Raw genomic sequence first — 18,139 nt, 5'->3', positions numbered from 1 at the left:
ATTGATTTTGGTCGGATTCATTGCGTAAGCTCTGTCACATTGCTCACGTAATGGGATTTTCATGGGGCTGATTTCAAAAACACTGGCTTTTGCGTGTGCGGCCTCTGTGTGGGGCGCGCTAGCTGCTTTCGCGCCAGTTGTAAGTCAGGCGGCACCTGTTGAGTCAGCGTTTGTTTCAAAGGCTCCACAGGTATTACTTCTCGATGATCGGAGCGGAACGGTTCTTCTCTCGAAGAATGCCAATGTCCCTGTACCTCCCGCATCTTTAGCTAAGCTGATGACGGCGGAAGTGGTTTTCGAAGCCCTTGATAAAGGCGCCACAACACTCGAAACGCCTTACCTCGTCAGCGAGAATGCCTGGAGAACCGGTGGTGCCCCTTCGGGAACATCGACGATGTTTGCGCGCATCAAATCGGCGCCAACAGTCGCTGATCTACTGCAGGGAATGATTGTTCAGTCGGCGAATGATGGCGCCATTGTACTGGCAGAAGGACTGGCAGGCAGCGAAGTGGCTTTTGCAAAGCATATGAATGATCGTGCGCAGGAACTGGGTTTGACCGGTTCCAAATTTGTGAACTCGACAGGTTTGCCCGCTGAAGGGCAGGCGGTCACGCTTCAGGATCTTGTCAGATTGGCGAGACATATCCGGACAGCACATCCCGAGTATTATAAATACTATGCTCAACCTGCCTTCACCTGGAACAACATCATGCAGCGCAACCGCAATCCCTTGTTACGGCTTGATGTCGGGGCGGACGGTATGGGGACGGGTTTTACTGATGCATCCGGATTTGCGCTCGTCGGGTCGGCAGAACAAAACGGCCGCAGGCTTTATCTGGCGATGAGCGGTCTTGCCAGCATCAGGGAGCGTGAAGAAGAAGCAAAGCGTCTTCTGCAATGGGGGATGACGGCCTTTGATGATGTTCAGCTTTATCCTGCGGACGAGATTGTAGGTGAGGCACAAGTTTTCGGCGGTGCGCTCACCCATGTGCCGTTGAAGGTCAAGGATCGCGTCGAGCTGTTGCTGCCGAAGGATGGTCGCGACAAGCTCAAGGCCCGTATTATCTATAAGGGGCCACTCGATGCCCCTGTCGCCGATAACCGGCAAGTCGGTGTTCTTCAGCTGGAGCTCAATGGTAGCATCCTTCGTGTTGTTCCTGTTTTTACGGTGCAATCTGTCGAGGAAGGAAGCCTCTCGAAGCGTGCCTTGGGGGCCGCAATGGAACTTTCCACCGGTTGGCTGCGGAAATATCTTTAGCCTGCGTTACGTGTATTCCAGGCTCGACCTGATAGCCAAAGGCCGATAATAACTTTCATAGAAGTCCATTCGGGCATCGATTCAAACATTTGGAAGTTGGTTTGTCGGGATTGTTCATCACATTCGAAGGCGGCGAAGGAGCGGGCAAATCAACGCAAATTGCGTTGCTGGCCAAGCATCTGCGGTCAAGCGGCTTCGATCCGGTCATCACGCGGGAACCCGGCGGTTCTCCCGGTGCGGAAGCAATTCGGCATGTCATATTGAGTGGTAATGCGGAGAACTATGGCCCGGCAATGGAAGCCCTTTTGTTCGCCGCTGCAAGAGCAGACCATGTGGACCAACTTATCCGCCCGGCGCTGAATGAGGGGCGGGTGGTCCTTTGTGACCGTTTCATCGACTCGAGCCGTGCGTATCAGGGTGTTACCGGCAATCTCGACGGCATCTATATGGCGGCGGTAGAACGCATCGCCATAGACGGCGCCATGCCCGACATGACGATCATTCTTGATATCCCCGCAGAGAAGGGGTTGTCTCGTGCTGGAAAGCGGCGTGGCGGTGAAACTGCGGATCGGTTCGAGAAGGAAGATATTGCGATGCATGAGGCACGGCGGCAGGCCTTTCTCGCAATCGCCGAAGCGGAGCCTGAGCGATGCAAGGTAATCGACGCTGATCGTCCGCAAGACTTGATTGCGAGCGATATCGCAAAAGAAGTCGATACTATTCTGACGGAAAAGGGGCTGTTGTGATCGAGGAGCTCGACGTCCCTAAAGTTCACGATTCTATCGAGGGTGTGCCAGAGCCATCCGCAAGCGATTATGTTGCCGGGCACTGGGAGATCAGTGATTTTCTGGCGCAAGCTTATCGCGAGGGGCGTATGCATCATGCGCTGCTCTTTGAAGGCGTGCAGGGGATTGGTAAGGCAACTCTCGCCTTTCACCTTGCAGGCCATATGCTGGCACATAGCAACAATAGCGAAGCGCCGGAGCATATTGTTGCTCCGGATTTTTCGAGACCACTCTGGCGGCAAATCGCGGGCGGTATGCATCCCGCTGTCCTGCATATCAATCGTCCATTCGATCAGAAGACCGGAAAGTTCAAAACCGGTATTCCCGTGGAGGAAATCCGCCGCGTCACACATTTTCTGACTAGAACCGCATCGGACCATGCCTGGCGCATCGTTATTGTCGATCCTGCAGATGATATGAACCGCAATGCCGCCAATGCACTTCTGAAAACTCTGGAAGAACCTCCTGCACGTGCGCTCTTTATTCTGATTTCTCATTCGGCGGGACGTTTGCTTCCGACAATCCGGTCTCGTTGTCAAAGCATCGGCTTCAAGCCGCTCGAAGATAGTGCGCTGAAGGATGCTCTGGCACATGTCGGCCCCGGTGTCGGAATGGATTCTGATGCCGTAACGCAAACTCTGCTTGAGCGGTCGGAAGGCAGCGTACGCAAGGCACTTCTGCTGGTGGCGAATGGCGGCATTGAAATTTCCGATACAGTCGATTCTCTTCTCGAAGGGCAGAATTTCGATTTGCCGAAAGCACATGCGCTCGCTGGCATATTGAATGGGCGTGAGTCGGAGGTTCAATATGAACTGTTCCGTGACCATCTGTTGGGGCGCATCGCAATCGAAGCTTGTCGCCTTGCAGAAGCAGGACAACTGCATGATGCGGACCGCTGGTCGCGTTTCTGGAGCGATCTCGTACGCGAAACCGTGGACGCTGAAACCTACAATCTTGACCGTCGGCAAGCTGTGGTAATCCTCTTGGAAAAAACGCACCGCGCTTTTCGCTTCGGTCAGCCTCCGCTTGCGTGACATGACCGCTGACATGCGTTATGTCACCGCTGATAATTTTTCTCCTCGTGTGTCTGCAAATCATTCAGGCGCGCTTTCAAACTTCGAAAGACCGGGTCCATAATGAGCCGCGAAAAATATTACATCACCACACCGATCTTCTATCCAAATGGCAAACCGCATATCGGCCATGCCTATACTGCTATCGCTACTGACGCGATGGCTCGCTTTCATCGGCTTGTAGGCAAGGATGTGTTTTTTCTGTCCGGCACCGATGAACATGGTCTGAAGATGCAGCAGACGGCTGAAAAAGAGGGAATTACACCGAAAGAACTCGCGGACAAGAATTCCGATGTATTCCGGTCCATGCTGGCTGCTGTTGGCTGTTCGAATGACGAATTCATCCGTACGACAGAAGAGCGTCACCACCGCGCTTGCCAGGCAATCTGGAAAGCGATGGAAGACAATGGAGATATTTATCTGGACTCATATGCCGGCTGGTATTCCGTTCGTCAGGAAGCCTATTTCGATGAGAGCGAGACCACCGTTGGTGAGGATGGCGTTCGTCGGGAACCGCTCGGATCGCCGGTTGAATGGAATGAAGAAGAAAGCTACTTCTTCAGGTTGTCAGCTTATCAAGAAAAGCTGCTTGATTTTTATGAACGCAACCCAGGTTTTATTATGCCTGCGGAGCGCCGCAACGAGATTGTGAGCTTTGTCAAATCGGGTTTGAGAGATCTTTCGATTTCACGCACCACATTTGATTGGGGCGTCAAGGTTCCCGGCAACGAAAAACATGTGATGTATGTCTGGGTCGATGCGTTGACCAATTATATAACGGCGGCAGGCTATCCCGACACGAGTGCCGAAAAGTGGGATTATTGGCCTGCAAATGCTCATATTATTGGCAAGGACATCGTTCGTTTCCACGCAGTCTACTGGCCAGCATTTCTGATGTCTGCCGGTTTGGCTTTACCAAAGCGCGTATTCGCTCATGGTTTTCTGTTTAACCGTGGGGAGAAGATGTCAAAATCGGTCGGCAACGTTATCGATCCTTTCGACTTGATTGAACGCTATGGGCTCGATCAACTCCGTTACTTTTTCCTGCGAGAAGTGCCGTTCGGTCAGGATGGCAGCTACAGCCATGACGCCATCGTCAACCGCACCAATGCCGATCTGGCCAATGATCTCGGTAATCTGGCGCAGCGTTCGCTGTCGATGATCGCCAAGAATTGCGAAGGCAAGGTTCCGGTTCCGGGTGAATTCTCCGACGCGGATAAAGCCATTCTTGATCAGGCCGATGCCGCGCTGGAAACGGCGCGTAAAGCCATGGACGACCAAGCGTTGCATCTCGCACTTGGCGCGATCTTCGCCGTTGTCGCGGAAGCCAACCGTTATTTCGCGGGGCAGGAACCTTGGGCACTGCGCAAGACCGATCCGGCGCGCATGGGCACAGTGCTCTATGTGACGGCTGAAGTCATTCGCCGTGTTGGCATTATGGTGCAGCCTTTTATCCCGCAGTCGGCTGAAAAGCTGCTCGACATTCTGGCTATTCCTGCCGACAAGCGTCAGTTCTCTGACGTTACGGCAAGCCAGCTTGTCGGCGGTACCGATTTGCCAGCTCCGCAGCCGGTATTCCCGCGCTATGTGGAAACAGAAGAGCAGAACTGAGTTCAATGATGCTTGTCGATAGCCATTGTCATCTCGACTTTGCCGATTTCGAGCCGGAGCGCGATGCTGTTGTGCAGCGCGCGCTCGACGCCGGGATCCTGCGCATGGTGACGATTTCCACACGGGTTCGCAAATTCGATACGATCCGCGCCATCGCGGAAGCCTATGAGTCTGTCTATTGTTCCGTCGGTACCCATCCCAACAACGCGCATGAAGAACTGGATGTTACGGCTGATGATCTCGTGCGGCTTGCGGAACATCCGAAGGTTGTCGCCATAGGCGAGGCGGGTCTCGATTATCACTACGACTACGCCCCGCCGGAAGCGCAGCGTCAGGGTTTTCTCGTTCATATTGAAGCCGCGCGTCGGACGCAGCTGCCGCTTGTCATCCATGCGCGCAGTGCCGACGCCGATATGGCCGAAATTCTGGAACAGGAAACGGCGAAGGGGGCTTTCCCTTTTATTCTCCATTGCTTTTCTTCCGGACGAGCATTGGCTGAAAAAGGCATTGAACTGGGAGGCTATGTTTCCTTTTCCGGCATTCTGACTTTCAAGAACTCGCCGGAAATCCGCGAAATAGCCACCATCGTTCCGCGTGACCGCCTGTTGGTGGAAACAGATGCGCCCTTCCTTGCTCCGTTGCCGCATCGCGGCAAGCGCAACGAACCGTCTTTCGTGCAGCATACGGCTGCCATGCTGGCTGAGACAATTGGCGTTAGCAATAACGAAGTCGCGCGCATCACGAGCGATAATGTGTTCAGGCTGTTTTCCAAGATGCCACGGCCTACACTGGCGTTGTAAGGGAAAGCTTGAGCGTGACTACTCCCCGAAATTGCCTGCGTTTCACGGTTCTGGGCTGTGGTTCATCGCCCGGTGTCCCGCGCATCAATGGCGATTGGGGGAGTTGCGATCCACAGAATCCGAAAAACCGTCGTCGTCGTGCATCATTATTGGTTGAACGATTTGATGATGCGGGCAACAGCACGACTGTTGTGATCGATACTGGGCCGGATTTCCGTGCGCAGATGATCGATGCAGGCGCGCACAACCTCGACGCGGCTGTTTATACTCACCCGCATGCAGACCACATTCACGGCATCGACGATCTTCGTACATATGTCGTTGAAAACCGTCGTCTCATGGATGTCTATGCAAATAGGCTGACGCGTAACCGGCTGTTCGAGGCGTTCGGCTATTGTTTTGAAACACCTGCCGGATCGAGCTACCCGCCGATCCTCTGCATGCACGACATAGCTCCCGAGACACCGTTCGCCATACAGGGAGCTGGTGGCCCAATCCGTTTCGAGCCGTTCAGTCAGGTACATGGCGATATTGAATCGCTCGGCTTTCGAATTGGGTCGGTTGTTTATTGCACCGATGTGAGCGCTTTTCCTGAACAAAGCCTCAAGCATTTGGGTGGGGCCGAAGTGCTCATCATAGATGCGCTACAATATCGTCCGCATCCAAGCCATTTCTCGCTTGGTGAAGCGCTCGAATGGATCAAGAAACTGGCGCCCAAGCGCGCCATTCTCACGCATATGCATGTCCCGCTCGATTATGAAACTGTCCTGCGCGAGACGCCGGATAATGTCGAGCCAGGATATGATGGACTTCGCTTTGAGATACCGCTCTAAGTTTCCAGCTTTTAATGAAAAAGCCCGCGATGAGATCATCGCGGGCTTCTTCATTTGAAGTCTTGTAGTTTAGCCAACGGCGCCCTTGGCCGGGAAGGGCATCACGTTGCTGCCCTCAACAGCTTTGGTCGCCTTGTCTTCCAGCTTGAGGCCACCGGCGCGCAGAAGGTCGGTAAAGCGACCACCGCGTGCGGCCAGTTCATCGAAGCTGCCGCTCTCGACCAGATGTCCCTTATCCATGAAAAGGACCAGATCGGCTGAGCGAACCGTCGAAAGACGATGCGCGATGATGAATGTCGTGCGGTCATGGCTGAGGTCGTCGACGGCCTGCTTCACTTTCTCTTCGGTTTCGACGTCAAGAGCACTTGTCGCTTCATCGAGAACGAGGATAGGCGAATCCTTGAGAATTGCTCGCGCAATCGCCAGACGCTGGCGTTCGCCGCCCGAAAGCTGCGAGCCACGTTCACCAACAACCGTATCGTAGCCGTCGCTCTTGGCCAAAATGAAGTCGTGGGCGGCAGCAGCACGTGCTGCGGCGTGCACTTCCTCATGCGTAGCGCTTTCGCGGCCGACGCGGATGTTCTCTGCAACCGAACGATTGAACAGGCCTGCATCCTGGAAGACGGTTGCAATGGCATGGCGCAACGAACGACGGCTGACGGTACGCGTATCAGTGCCATCAATCGTGATGCGGCCAGCCGCTGGATCGAAGACGCGCTGCAACAGATTGATGAGCGTAGTCTTGCCTGCACCCGTCGGACCGACGATAGCGACCGTTTGTCCCGGCTTGATCTCGAAGGACACGTCGTAGACGCCTTGGCCAGAGTTCGGGAACTCAAAGGTAACATTATCGAAAACGATATCGCCCTTGACCTCGGTCAGATCCGAAACGTCCTGCGGCTCCTGACGATCAGCCGTGGCATCCTCCATCTGGAAGAATTCTTCAAGCTTGGCACGTGCAGTAACCGTCTGGTTAATGAAGGCGCTGATCTGATCGAGACGACCGATCATCAATTGCGCAAAGCCGATAAATGCAATTACATCACCGACGCGCATCTGGCCCTTGGTTACGAAGTAGGCACCGAGAACGAGAACCACCACCATCGAGAAGGTCGATGCCATGCGGTTCAGGCCGCTGGCCAGCGCCCACCAGTTAAGGACAGGGAACTGCGCCTTCTCAAGATTTTTGGCATAATCGCGCAGAGACTGTGTTTCCGAAGCGATGCGGTTGTAGCTCTGCACGACCGAGACATTGCTGATCGTATCGCTGACATGTTCGAACAGCTTGTGGTGGTGTTTTTCGACAGCCACCTGGCCGTCCTTGGTCTTGCGCATGACGAGCTGGCCAATCATCACATAGATAACGCCGAGCACGATAAGCACCAGCGACATGCGCATATCCATGTTCATGGCAACCGGGATAAGTGTCACCAGAGCAACGATTGTCGTCAGATGCTGGCGCATAAATTCGAGCCAGAGCGTGAAAAGGGAGTCCGTTGCACGGATCAGTGTATGGAGTGCGTTGGATGTGCCGCGCTTCTGGTGCCACGAAAGCGGCATGGTGATGAGACGCTCATAAGAATCAATCATCACGCCCAGACGGCGACGGTGTGCGAGACGGTCCGCCCCCCGTGCCACAAAAACGGCGGCAACAATGTTGAAGCCGCCGAGTGCAGCCCACATCGCAAGAGGCGAGAAAATATCACCCTTGTCAGAGATAGCCTGAATGACCCGACCGAACAGAATTGGTTCTGCAAGGGTGACCAGGGCAACCAGCACGCTGGCGACACACATGGTAATCGTTGCAGTCTTTTCGACCGCAAGGTACTCCATGGCTCGCCAGTAGATTTTGAGCAATGACACTTTCGCACTCCCGCTCGTTCTATTTCACGGGACTAAATGGTATAGCCCCGTTGTTCTATCAATATCTGATGGCGGCAAGAAGTGGCGATTGGGTGTCAAGATCGACCATAAATTAAGAACGTGTGTAACCGAGTGTGAAGATTCAGCAGTCGGAATTGAACTCTTTGGTGGAAGCTGAGCTGTTTTCAGCGAATGCAACCAAATTGCAGTTTTCGGGAATTCCGCCTAGCAATCGTCGGAACTCGCGTCTATTGACAGGACTAAATGACCGGTGCGCGCGTACGCACCGCAATAGCAAGAGTTGATCGGGTTTCTCCATGGCAGGCGTTGAACAGAAGATTGTAGATACAGGCGAGGCGGGCATGCGGCTCGACCGCTGGTTCAAGGTCCATTATCCAGGGCTGGGTTTCGGCCATCTGCAGAAGCTTCTGCGGTCGGGGCAAGTTCGTATCGACGGCTCAAGGGCCAAGGCAGATACGCGCGTGCAAGCCGGGCAGACAGTTCGTATTCCACCTCTTGGCGTTGATGAAAAAGCTACCGGACCGGTTACGGCGCGGACAATCCGCAGCCAGCAGGACGGCGACGTGCTTTCGCAGATGCTTCTCTATGAAGACCCGAAAGTGTACGTTTTCAACAAGCCCGCAGGTCTCGCGGTGCAGGGCGGTTCAGGCGTAACGCGGCATGTTGATGGAATGCTGGAGGCGTGGCGCAACAAGAAGGGCGAAAAGCCGCGTCTTGTGCATCGTATTGACCGTGACACTTCAGGTGTGCTGGTTGTAGCGCGCACGCGTGGCGCAGCACAGGCCCTGACTGCCGCCTTCCGCGAACGCGATACCAAGAAGACATATTGGGCCTTGGTTAAAGGCGTTCCGCGTAAGCGCGAGGACAAGATTTCCACGTGGTTGGTTCGGGAACAGACGCCGGACGGAGACAAGATGCGGGTCTGCCAGCACGGCGAACCGGATTCCGATCATGCTGTTTCGTATTATCGTATCATTGAGAAGGCAGGAAACAACCTGACTTGGCTCGAGATGGAGCCTTATACCGGCAGAACCCACCAGCTCCGCGTTCATGCGGCCTATATCGGTCATCCTATCATCGGTGATCCCAAATATTTTGAAGCTGACCAGAATTGGGAGTTTCCGGGCGGGATTCAAAAACGGCTGCACCTTCATGCGCGCCGTATTCGCATTCCCAACCCGTCGGGCGGCATTATCGATGTGACAGCGCCATTGCCGCCACATATGGTGCAGTCGTGGAATCTGCTCGGCTTTGATGAGGAAAGTGCGGAAGATTAAAAATGTCAGGCGAAGCGGGGGGATCGTCCGAAGGACGAGTTTCGTTCGATGGGCTGGCCATCATGCTGGTCATGTTCATCATGTTCAGCTGGGGGCTCAATCAGGTTGCCATCAAGATCGGCAATCGAGGATTTAATCCCATGCTAATGGCGGCGGGGCGTTCGGCACTCGGCGGCATATGCGTTTTTCTCTGGTGCTATTGGCGTCATATCCCGCTTTTCAAACGTGATGGCACGCTCTGGGCCGGAATTGTTGCCGGGCTGCTGTTCGGGAGCGAATTCGTTCTGATTTTCCTAGCGATGGAGATGACGAGCGTGGGGCGTGTCACGCTCATGATGAATGTCATGCCGTTCTGGGTCGCTATCGGGAGTCATTTCCTTCTGGGTGAGCGGATGTCTGTTCGTGCTTTCATTGGCATGTGCATCGCTTTTCTGGGTGTGTTTCTGGTTTTCTCCGATCATGTCAGCCGACCTGGACCGCATGCGATCTACGGCGATATGCTTGCATTGGTGTCGGGCGTGCTGTGGGGACTTACTACGCTGGTTATCAAGCGAACCCGGCTTGCCTATACCGCCCCGGAAAAGACGCTTCTCTATCAACTGGTGGTCGCGACACTGGTTCCGCTTCCATTTATCGCATTGAGCGGCCCGTTGCTGCGCAGTCCGGATGTCCTGTCCATATCGGCCTTCCTCTTTCAGGCTATATTCGTAGTGGCTTTCACGTATCCGCTCTGGTTCTGGATGGTGCGCCGGTATCCTGCGTCGAAACTTTCGAACTTCGCCTTCCTCACGCCTGCGTTTGGCGTGTTATTGAGCGGTCTCATTCTGAACGAGCCTCTGAGTTGGAAAATATTCGCTGCTCTGGCGCTCATCGGCTGTGGACTGATGATTATCAACAAGCCGACAAAGGTCTCCAACGCCCGATGAAACTGGTTCTTTTCGATTGCGACGGTACGCTGGTCGACAGCGGTGACTTCATTCACAGATGCATGGCAACCAGTTTTGCCGATGCTGGTCTGGAACCTCCTGCAATCGAGGAAACGTATTCAATCATCGGTCTGTCGCTACATCTGGCAATTGCTAAGCTTTTGAAGCGCGAACCGGACGAGCAGGTGCATTGGCTGACGCAACGTTACAAGGAAAATTTTGTGATGTTGCGCCAGGCCCCCGATTTTACAGAGCCGCTCTACGATGGAATTCTGCCGCTTCTGACCGAGCTTGGAGCGAGGGATGACCTCCTGCTTGGCATTGTGACCGGAAAATCCCAGCGCGGTGTGCGGTCTGTTTTCGAGCGTCATGGTATTGGACATCATTTCGTGGTGACGCGTACCGCCGACGATTGCCCGTCAAAACCACATCCGGCAATGGTGCTTGAATCCTGCTCGGAAATGGGGATAGAACCTAGCCGAACGATTGTTATCGGCGATGCCGTTTATGATATGCAGATGGCTCGTTCGGCGGGTGCTATGGCGGCGGGTGTCTCCTGGGGTTATCATAACCGGCAGGGACTGATCGAGGCTGGCGCGCATCACATTCTGGAAGCGCCATTCGAGCTCCATGCATTGCTGCAAGCTATGGATGAACAGGTTCTCTAATTGTTGAGCCTTCCACCAAGTCAGCAATATAGAACTGGATAAATCTATGCGTGATATTTTGAGTGATCCTGAAGCGGGAAAGCAGCTTTCCGACGAGAATCCGATCGTGCGTGCGCAAAAGCAAATGCTGGCACCGTTGCCCAAACGTTTCTACGAAAAGGCGGAAGTGGCAAAGGTTGAAGGTGGCTTTGCAATCCATCTGGATGGTCGTCCCGTCAAGACGCCGGCGCGCAACCTTCTGCTGTTGCCGAGCATGACGGCAGCTCAGATCGTGGCGGATGAATTCGCTGCTCAGGAAAAGGTCATCGATCCGGGAAAGATGCCTGCGACCCGTCTGGTGAATACAGCGATTGATGGAATTGCGCAGGACCCACAAGCGGTTTTCGAGGATATTCTGCGTTTCGCAGGCACGGATATGCTTTGCTATCGTGCGGATAGTCCGCAGGAACTTGTTTCTCGGCAGACCGAGCAATGGGACCCGCTCATCGACTGGATGGAAGGCCTTGGCGCTCGGTTTTCGCTTGCAGAAGGTGTAATGCACATCGAACAATCGCGGGAAGCCATTGCCGCATTTGGCGTCCATCTGGCTGGCTACAAGGATCCAATCGCGCTGGCGTCACTGCATACGATGACGACGCTGACCGGGTCGGCGATTATTGCACTTGCTATTGCGAAAGGCGAAGTTACCGCAGAACAAGGTTGGAATCTGGCTCACCTCGATGAAGATTGGACTATCGAACATTGGGGATCTGACGCTGAAGCCGTGGAGCGACGGAAGAAGCGAGCAATCGAAATGATGATGGCCGCTCGCGTGCTCCAAGCACTTTAAATATCAAGATTATCGCATTTATCTAATGAAGAAACCCCGGCAATGCCGGGGTTTCTTTTGCGCGCGCAATCATCAAGTGTTGCGCGTCGTTCCCCTCGGTAAGAGCAAAAGAAATCGCGCGAACGGATTGGCGTTCGCGCAGTTTTCTTAGACCGAGTAGTACATGTCGTACTCGACCGGATGCGGCGTCGTTTCATAACGCATCACTTCGGCCATCTTGAGTTCGATGAAGCTATCGATCTGATCGTCGTCGAACACGCCGCCAGCCTTCAGGAACTCGCGATCCTTGTCGAGCGACTGCAGGGCTTCACGCAGCGAACCGCAGACGGTCGGAATCTTCTTCAGTTCCTTGGCAGGCAGATCGTAAAGATCCTTATCCATGGCTTGGCCTGGATGAATCTTGTTCTTGATGCCGTCAAGACCAGCCATCAGCAGGGCAGAAAAGCACAGATATGGGTTCGCAGCTGGATCAGGGAAGCGAACTTCCAGGCGCTTGGACTTTGGCGAATTGCCGAACGGAATACGGCAGGATGCCGAACGGTTGCGAGCCGAATAGGCAAGCAGAACCGGAGCTTCATAACCCGGAACCAGGCGCTTGTAGGAATTGGTTGTCGGATTGGTGAAGGCATTTACGGCCTTGGCATGCTTGATGACACCACCGATGAAGTAAAGGCAGTTTTCCGACAGACCGGCATATTCGTTACCAGCGAAGGTCGGCTTGCCTTCTTTCCAGATCGAGAAGTGGACGTGCATGCCAGAACCGTTGTCACCGAAGATTGGCTTCGGCATGAAGGTTGCGGTCTTGCCATAGGCATTGGCGACCTGATGCACGACATATTTCTGGATCTGCATCTTGTCTGCGTTGCGGACCAGTGTGTCGAATTTCACGCCGAGTTCGTGCTGCGCGGAAGCGACCTCGTGGTGATGCTTTTCAACCGTGACGCCCATCTCGGTGAGAACCGTCAGCATTTCGGAGCGCATATCCTGCGCGCTGTCGATTGGCGGAACCGGGAAATACCCACCCTTGACACGCGGACGGTGGCCGAGGTTGCCAGTTTCATATTCGGTGTCGTCATTCGACGGCAGTTCGGTCGAGTCGAGCTTGAAACCGGTGTTGTATGGATCAGCCTTGTACTTTACGTCGTCGAAAACAAAAAACTCAGCTTCTGGACCAACATAGACCGTGTCGCCGATACCGAGCGACTTCATGTAGGATTCGGCCTTCTTTGCGGTCGTGCGCGGATCGCGGGCATAGGCCTCACCCGAAACAGGGTCGAGAATGTCGCACAGGATGACGAGCGTGGACTGAGCGAAGAACGGATCGATATGAGCGGTCGTCGGGTCCGGCATCAAAACCATGTCGGATTCATTGATGGCTTTCCAGCCAGCGATAGAAGAGCCGTCGAACATCACGCCGTCGACAAACATGTCTTCGTCAACGAGGCCGATATCCATCGTAACGTGCTGTAGCTTGCCCTTCGGATCGGTGAAGCGAAGGTCGACAAACTTGATGTCGTTGTCTTTGATTTGTTTGAGAATATCGTTGGCAGTCGTCATTTTAATTCCCTGTTTGCACGACGATGGATTGTACGCAGGTATTATCAGATGGCATCTACGCCGGATTCACCGGTGCGGATACGGATAACTTCTTCGATGTTGGAGACGAAAATCTTGCCGTCGCCGATGCGTCCCGTCTGGGCAGCCTTGCGGATGGCTTCGATTGCGCTGTCCACGGTTTCGTCTGCGACGATGACTTCAACTTTCACCTTGGGAAGAAAGTCGACGACATATTCGGCACCGCGGTAAAGCTCGGTATGGCCTTTCTGCCGTCCAAAGCCCTTGGCTTCGATGACAGTGATCCCCTGCAAGCCGACTTCCTGAAGGGCTTCCTTCACTTCATCCAGCTTGAAGGGCTTAATGATAGCTTCGATCTTTTTCATCAGAGAATGGTCTCCGCTCTTCTTCGGAAATGGGCATTGTGCCCGCTTCACCCATAGAGAAGCATGAAGTGTGCCAGTTTGAATTGGATGCAAGATTTTTCTTTAATTTCCTTCATCCACAGGCAGAGTGGCACTATTCATTGCGCTTGTGCAAGCGGGACTCTGATGGCAGGCTCTTAATAGGCACTATCGCTCTGGTTTTTCTGTCTAAAAATTAGTCATTTTGCATTAAAAGAGGGCAAGCTTGCATAAAGGCCCGTGCCACGTATTTAATCATTTCGACAAACTGTGTTGAAAAGGTACGCGATGTACGAGTTGCTGACTCCGCGGGAAATGGCAGAAGCGGATCGCCTGACGATTGAAACTGGCATCAATGACGGATTTTCGCTGATGCTCGCGGCGGGCCATGCCGTTGCGGAGGTTGCGCAACGGATGTTTCCGCGCAAAGCACCCGTCGCTGTTTTATGCGGACCAGGCAATAATGGCGGCGATGGTTATGTCGCGGCGCAGTTTCTGCTCGAAGCAGGTTTGGAAGTTGTTTGTTTCGCATCGGCGCCTCCTCGAAAAGGGTCGGATGTCATGCGGGCATCACTTTTCTATAAAGGGCCTGTGTCCAATTTCGGCGAATTTTCAGTCGCCAGTTTCGGCGGCGTAATCGATGCCTTGTTTGGCGCGGGATTGGCTCGCGACATTCATGGAGCAGAAGCCATCGCAATTGACGCGGTTAACACGTCTGATGTGCCGGTTGTGGCGGTTGACCTGCCAAGCGGTATATCTGGTGAAAGCGGCGATATCCTCGGAACGGCAATCCGCGCACGTGCAACAGTTACGTTCTTTCGCAAGAAGCCCGGTCATCTGCTGCAGCCGGGAAGGGCGCATTGCGGTGTTCTCCATGTCGCGGATATCGGTATTCCTGATCACATACTCGCCACGATAGAACCGCATGTTTTCGAGAATGCTTCAGACCTTTGGGAAAGCAGCCTGCCGGTACTTGGTGCTGACGCTTATAAATATAGCCGCGGCCATGTTGCCGTGTTTTCCGGCGGTGCTCATTCGACTGGTGCTGCTCGCCTGTCAGCGCTTGCTGCGGCCCGCAGTGGAGCGGGTGCGGTAACACTTCTATCTCCACCCGATGCAATGGCGGTCAATGCTGCACATCTGACCAGTATCATGCTCCGCGAAACTCGCGGTTTGAAGGATGTTGGACAGTTCTGTGCCGAACGCAAGGTCGCAGCCGCAGTACTCGGGCCGGGATATGGAAATCCGGTATTCGCGCGTGACCACGCCTTGTTTCTCGCAAATAGCGAACTGGAAGGATTTCACGGACTGGTTCTGGATGCCGACGGGATTACGGCTTTTGAACAGAAACCAAGTGAGCTGTTCGATAGGCGGCAGAGCGCCAAGACTGCGCTTGTGCTGACGCCGCATGAAGGAGAGTTTCGACGGCTGTTTCCGGACATTGCACTGAGTTCTGTATCGAAGATCGAAAAGGCTCGTGAGGCTGCAAAGCGCGCCAATGCCGTCATTATATATAAAGGCCCGGATACCGTGATCGCGGAACCGGGTGGTGTGGCGGTAGTCAATGCTAATGGAACGCCGTTGCTCGCCACAGCTGGATCGGGCGATGTCTTGACGGGTATTGTGTGCGGCCTGCTCGCGCAGGGGATGCCGATATTCGCAGCCGCTTGTGCTTCAGTGTGGATGCATGCTGACGCTGCTCGACGCTTTGGCCATGGACTTATTGCAGAAGATTTGCCTGCTCAGATACCTGCCGTCTTGTCGGCACTGGTGCGATCCTCTCGCAATTAACGACCAGATGTCCGGCTGTTCTGGGTGCCGACATCAACAGTGATGCTGCCTGAGATCGTCACGTCAGTATTACCGACACGAAAATTCTTCCAGCTACCACTGGGTTTCTGATCCGGTTCGGGGGCAGGTGGCGGGGCAGACACGATAGGTTGTTGCGGCTGCACGCCGGGCAGGCCCGGCGATCCGTCATTTGCAGAGGCTGTTGATATGATGGCTAAATAAGATAAGCCAACTATAAGAAAACGTTGCGTAATCATGTCCCATTCTCCGTCTATACGGGATCGGTGACTGCATCGATGAGTTCTCCAGCCATTTCGAGAGTGAATTCATCGAAATGCGAAATCACACGACTTGGGTCGTAATGCTGCACAGGAAGATCGGTATATCCGAAGTCGACGGCAACAACAGGGATGCTAGCCGCTTTTGCGGTATCGATATCAGTCCGGCTATCCCCGACCATGATTGCCCGTTCGCGATTGCCGCCAGCCCGTGCGATGGTTTCGGTGAGATGGCGCGGATCAGGCTTGCGATAAGCAAATGTGTCGGCTCCGCAGATTGCTGCAAATCGTTCAGCTTCCCCCATGGAGGTCAGGAGTTTTACCGACAAAGCCTCGAATTTATTCGTGCAGACTGCCAACTCATAGCCACTTGCCGAAAAACGATCCATTGCCTCCAGAACACCTGGGAAGAAAGATGAATGCCCCGGCATATTATCGGCGTAATGCTCACGGAATTCTTCGACCAGATTGTCGAGCTGCGTTTCGTTGGCCTGTTTTTGCTGAGCGGCGAACGCACGTTCGATCATGACGCGGCCACCTTGCCCAACGAATCTTCGCAACGATTCACGGTCGGCTGTCTTTAGGCCTGATATTGCGAGGCAGTGATTGAGGCTGTCGAGAAGATCTGGTGCTGTATCGACAAGAGTTCCGTCGAGATCAAAAACAATGATGGGTTTGGGATTGGCAGCAGACATCAGCTTCTCGCGTGTGAAATGGGGAATATGAAATTCCTATCTGATTGTCGCCTCTGGCTCAACCTTGCGATCGGGATGTGCTCTAAAAACCGAAATTCTGCGTCATAGTTCGAATAGGCGCTTTGTTGTGTCGCGTCCGCATGCTAGAGGCGAACCGGACTACAATGAGAATCCGCAGGGGAATATCGGGAATTCAGGTATGGACGAAGCTCGCAAGCTGAAAATCGCAGCCGCCGCAGAAGCACTCACACACGTCAAGGACGGAATGCGTCTGGGGATTGGTACTGGTTCGACGGCCGAGGAATTCGTGCGTCTGCTTGCTGACAAGGTAAGCAACGGCTTCAAGGTCATTGGAGTGCCTACTTCCGAACGCACCGCAAAACTCTGCGAGGAACTCGGAGTTCCACTTACGACACTCGATGAAACGCCTCATCTCGATCTGACCGTGGATGGCGCCGATGAAGTCGACACCGATCTTTCGCTCATCAAGGGCGGCGGTGGAGCGCTTCTTCGTGAAAAGATTGTGGCTGCGGCATCTGATGCAATGATCGTTATTGCTGACAGTTCAAAGGTTGTCGCAACACTTGGGCGTTTTCCGCTGCCTGTGGAAGTCAATCGCTTCGGTCTCGGCGCAACACTGCGCGCGATTGAAGAAGCAGCTGCGAAGTGTGGCCTTGCAGGCCCGCTGGCACTGCGTTTAAAAGATGGCTCACCCTTCGTAACAGATGGTGGGCATTATATCGTGGATGCATCTTTTGGCCGCATTCCCGATCCAAAGACACTATCTGACGCTCTCTTCGCAATTCCAGGCGTTGTCGAGCACGGACTTTTCATCGGACTGGCGCGTGCGGCAGTGATAGCCGGCAACGACGGCATCCGCACCATGAACCGGTCTTGAACTGATTGAACGGAGTACTGTCCTTATGATCCCGGCAACTGGCTTTCGCCGTCTGATTGCACCGTTTTCCGCGCTCGTACTGATGTCGGGCATTCATGCAGCATCGGCACAGGAAATCACTGAAGCTCATCTGGAAGCTGCCCGTGCTGCTATTTCCGCAATTAATGCTACTGAGCAGTTCGACGAAATTCTGCCGAATGCAGCGCGCTCCCTGAAGGGTGAGTTGATCCAGAAGGATCCGAACCTGGAAGCCCTCATCACCAAAACTGTCGATGATAAGGCTCTGGCTCTGGCTTCCCGCCGCGCGGATCTCGAAACTGAATCTGCCCGCGCCTATGCGAAGGCATTCTCGGAAGACGAGCTCAAGGCCATTGCAGCATTCTATACGTCGCCTGCAGGCAAGAAGCTTTTGTCGGAAGGCCCGATTGTGACGCGTGAAGTCGTGAAGGCAGCAAATATCTGGCAGAACGGCATCGCCCGTGATCTGGCGACAGGCGTGGCCGAGGTTCTGGCTGCCCAGGCAGGCGCTACGGCAGCTCCGGCACAGCAGTAATTTTTAGCGGTAACGCGGAATT

Annotated in this window: 18 protein-coding genes; 13 read left to right on the top strand and 5 right to left on the bottom strand. The window is 54.1% G+C overall.

All coding sequences use genetic code 11. From position 1 onward, the window contains the following. The first annotated feature begins 61 nt into the window (after nucleotides 1–61). The 6 genes from F9K94_RS02910 to F9K94_RS02885 all read left to right on the top strand — a co-directional run bounded on the left by F9K94_RS02910 (nucleotide 62) and on the right by F9K94_RS02885 (nucleotide 6,360). Nucleotides 62–1,258: a D-alanyl-D-alanine carboxypeptidase family protein gene (locus F9K94_RS02910; protein WP_151643570.1), complete on the top strand. Its 1,197-nt coding sequence runs from the start codon at nucleotides 62–64 to the stop codon at nucleotides 1,256–1,258. A 101-nt stretch (nucleotides 1,259–1,359) separates the two neighbouring features. After that, nucleotides 1,360–2,004 carry a dTMP kinase gene (gene tmk, locus F9K94_RS02905; RefSeq protein ID WP_151643568.1) on the top strand — a complete coding sequence of 215 codons (645 nt, stop codon included), beginning with the start codon at nucleotides 1,360–1,362 and terminating at the stop codon, nucleotides 2,002–2,004. After that, nucleotides 2,001–3,077, top strand: a complete 1,077-nt coding sequence (locus tag F9K94_RS02900) for a DNA polymerase III subunit delta' (protein WP_151643566.1) — start codon at nucleotides 2,001–2,003, stop codon at nucleotides 3,075–3,077. Before tmk ends, F9K94_RS02900 begins: the two co-directional genes overlap by 4 nt. Before the next feature lie 102 nt (nucleotides 3,078–3,179). After that, a complete protein-coding gene (gene metG / locus F9K94_RS02895) occupies nucleotides 3,180–4,727 on the top strand; it encodes a methionine--tRNA ligase (RefSeq protein ID WP_151643564.1) in 1,548 nt (515 codons plus the stop codon). Between the two features lie 8 nt (nucleotides 4,728–4,735). Then, nucleotides 4,736–5,527: a TatD family hydrolase gene (locus tag F9K94_RS02890; protein ID WP_151644118.1), complete on the top strand. Its 792-nt coding sequence runs from the start codon at nucleotides 4,736–4,738 to the stop codon at nucleotides 5,525–5,527. Between the two features lie 14 nt (nucleotides 5,528–5,541). Then, a complete protein-coding gene (locus F9K94_RS02885) occupies nucleotides 5,542–6,360 on the top strand; it encodes an MBL fold metallo-hydrolase (RefSeq protein ID WP_151643562.1) in 819 nt (272 codons plus the stop codon). 69 nt (nucleotides 6,361–6,429) lie between these two features. On the opposite strand, the gene F9K94_RS02880 is transcribed toward F9K94_RS02885, so the two are convergent. Next, nucleotides 6,430–8,223: a glucan ABC transporter ATP-binding protein/ permease gene (locus F9K94_RS02880; protein WP_061346244.1), complete on the bottom strand. Its 1,794-nt coding sequence runs from the start codon at nucleotides 8,221–8,223 to the stop codon at nucleotides 6,430–6,432. Nucleotides 8,224–8,540: 317 nt separating this feature from the next. Between F9K94_RS02880 and F9K94_RS02875 the strand changes: the two genes are divergently transcribed. The 4 genes from F9K94_RS02875 to F9K94_RS02860 are packed head-to-tail and all read left to right on the top strand — an operon-like array spanning nucleotide 8,541 to nucleotide 11,944. After that, nucleotides 8,541–9,521: an RluA family pseudouridine synthase gene (locus tag F9K94_RS02875; RefSeq protein ID WP_061346245.1), complete on the top strand. Its 981-nt coding sequence runs from the start codon at nucleotides 8,541–8,543 to the stop codon at nucleotides 9,519–9,521. Nucleotides 9,522–9,523: 2 nt separating this feature from the next. Next, a complete protein-coding gene (locus F9K94_RS02870; protein ID WP_151643560.1) occupies nucleotides 9,524–10,447 on the top strand; it encodes a DMT family transporter in 924 nt (307 codons plus the stop codon). Continuing rightward, entirely contained in the window at nucleotides 10,444–11,115 is a 672-nt protein-coding gene (locus F9K94_RS02865) for an HAD-IA family hydrolase (RefSeq protein WP_151643558.1), read from the top strand. Before F9K94_RS02870 ends, F9K94_RS02865 begins: the two co-directional genes overlap by 4 nt. Before the next feature lie 46 nt (nucleotides 11,116–11,161). Then, the gene (locus F9K94_RS02860; RefSeq protein ID WP_061346248.1) at nucleotides 11,162–11,944 is read left to right on the top strand and encodes an ATP12 family chaperone protein; all 783 of its coding nucleotides are present in this window, start codon (nucleotides 11,162–11,164) and stop codon (nucleotides 11,942–11,944) included. A gap of 147 nt (nucleotides 11,945–12,091) precedes the next feature. Here the strand turns inward: F9K94_RS02860 and glnA are convergent, their stop codons facing one another. After that, nucleotides 12,092–13,501 carry a type I glutamate--ammonia ligase gene (gene glnA, locus F9K94_RS02855; protein WP_061346249.1) on the bottom strand — a complete coding sequence of 470 codons (1,410 nt, stop codon included), beginning with the start codon at nucleotides 13,499–13,501 and terminating at the stop codon, nucleotides 12,092–12,094. A 44-nt stretch (nucleotides 13,502–13,545) separates the two neighbouring features. Next, complete coding sequence (locus F9K94_RS02850) at nucleotides 13,546–13,884, bottom strand: P-II family nitrogen regulator (RefSeq protein ID WP_002964122.1); 339 nt, start codon at nucleotides 13,882–13,884, stop codon at nucleotides 13,546–13,548. A gap of 306 nt (nucleotides 13,885–14,190) precedes the next feature. Here F9K94_RS02850 and F9K94_RS02845 point away from each other — a divergent pair, with 306 nt between their 5' ends. After that, nucleotides 14,191–15,693 carry an NAD(P)H-hydrate dehydratase gene (locus F9K94_RS02845; RefSeq protein ID WP_151643556.1) on the top strand — a complete coding sequence of 501 codons (1,503 nt, stop codon included), beginning with the start codon at nucleotides 14,191–14,193 and terminating at the stop codon, nucleotides 15,691–15,693. On the opposite strand, the gene F9K94_RS02840 is transcribed toward F9K94_RS02845, so the two are convergent. Both F9K94_RS02840 and F9K94_RS02835 read right to left on the bottom strand, forming a co-directional pair. Beyond that, on the bottom strand, nucleotides 15,690–15,950 hold the full coding sequence (locus F9K94_RS02840; RefSeq protein ID WP_151643554.1) for a hypothetical protein: 261 nt from the start codon (nucleotides 15,948–15,950) through the stop codon (nucleotides 15,690–15,692). The two genes, F9K94_RS02845 and F9K94_RS02840, sit on opposite strands and share 4 nt — an antisense overlap. Before the next feature lie 14 nt (nucleotides 15,951–15,964). Continuing rightward, nucleotides 15,965–16,666, bottom strand: coding sequence for an HAD family hydrolase (locus tag F9K94_RS02835; RefSeq protein WP_151643552.1), 702 nt, complete (start codon nucleotides 16,664–16,666; stop codon nucleotides 15,965–15,967). 199 nt (nucleotides 16,667–16,865) lie between these two features. Between F9K94_RS02835 and rpiA the strand changes: the two genes are divergently transcribed. Beyond that, nucleotides 16,866–17,564, top strand: coding sequence for a ribose-5-phosphate isomerase RpiA (gene rpiA / locus F9K94_RS02830; RefSeq protein ID WP_061346252.1), 699 nt, complete (start codon nucleotides 16,866–16,868; stop codon nucleotides 17,562–17,564). Between the two features lie 25 nt (nucleotides 17,565–17,589). Continuing rightward, nucleotides 17,590–18,117 carry a DUF2059 domain-containing protein gene (locus F9K94_RS02825; RefSeq protein WP_151643550.1) on the top strand — a complete coding sequence of 176 codons (528 nt, stop codon included), beginning with the start codon at nucleotides 17,590–17,592 and terminating at the stop codon, nucleotides 18,115–18,117. Nucleotides 18,118–18,139 lie beyond the last annotated feature (22 nt).

Source organism: Brucella tritici (assembly GCF_008932285.1).
GTDB lineage: Bacteria > Pseudomonadota > Alphaproteobacteria > Rhizobiales > Rhizobiaceae > Brucella > Brucella tritici.
The sequence above is the reverse complement of the archived record's forward strand: the minus strand, read 5'-3'. Positions and strand labels throughout refer to the sequence as shown.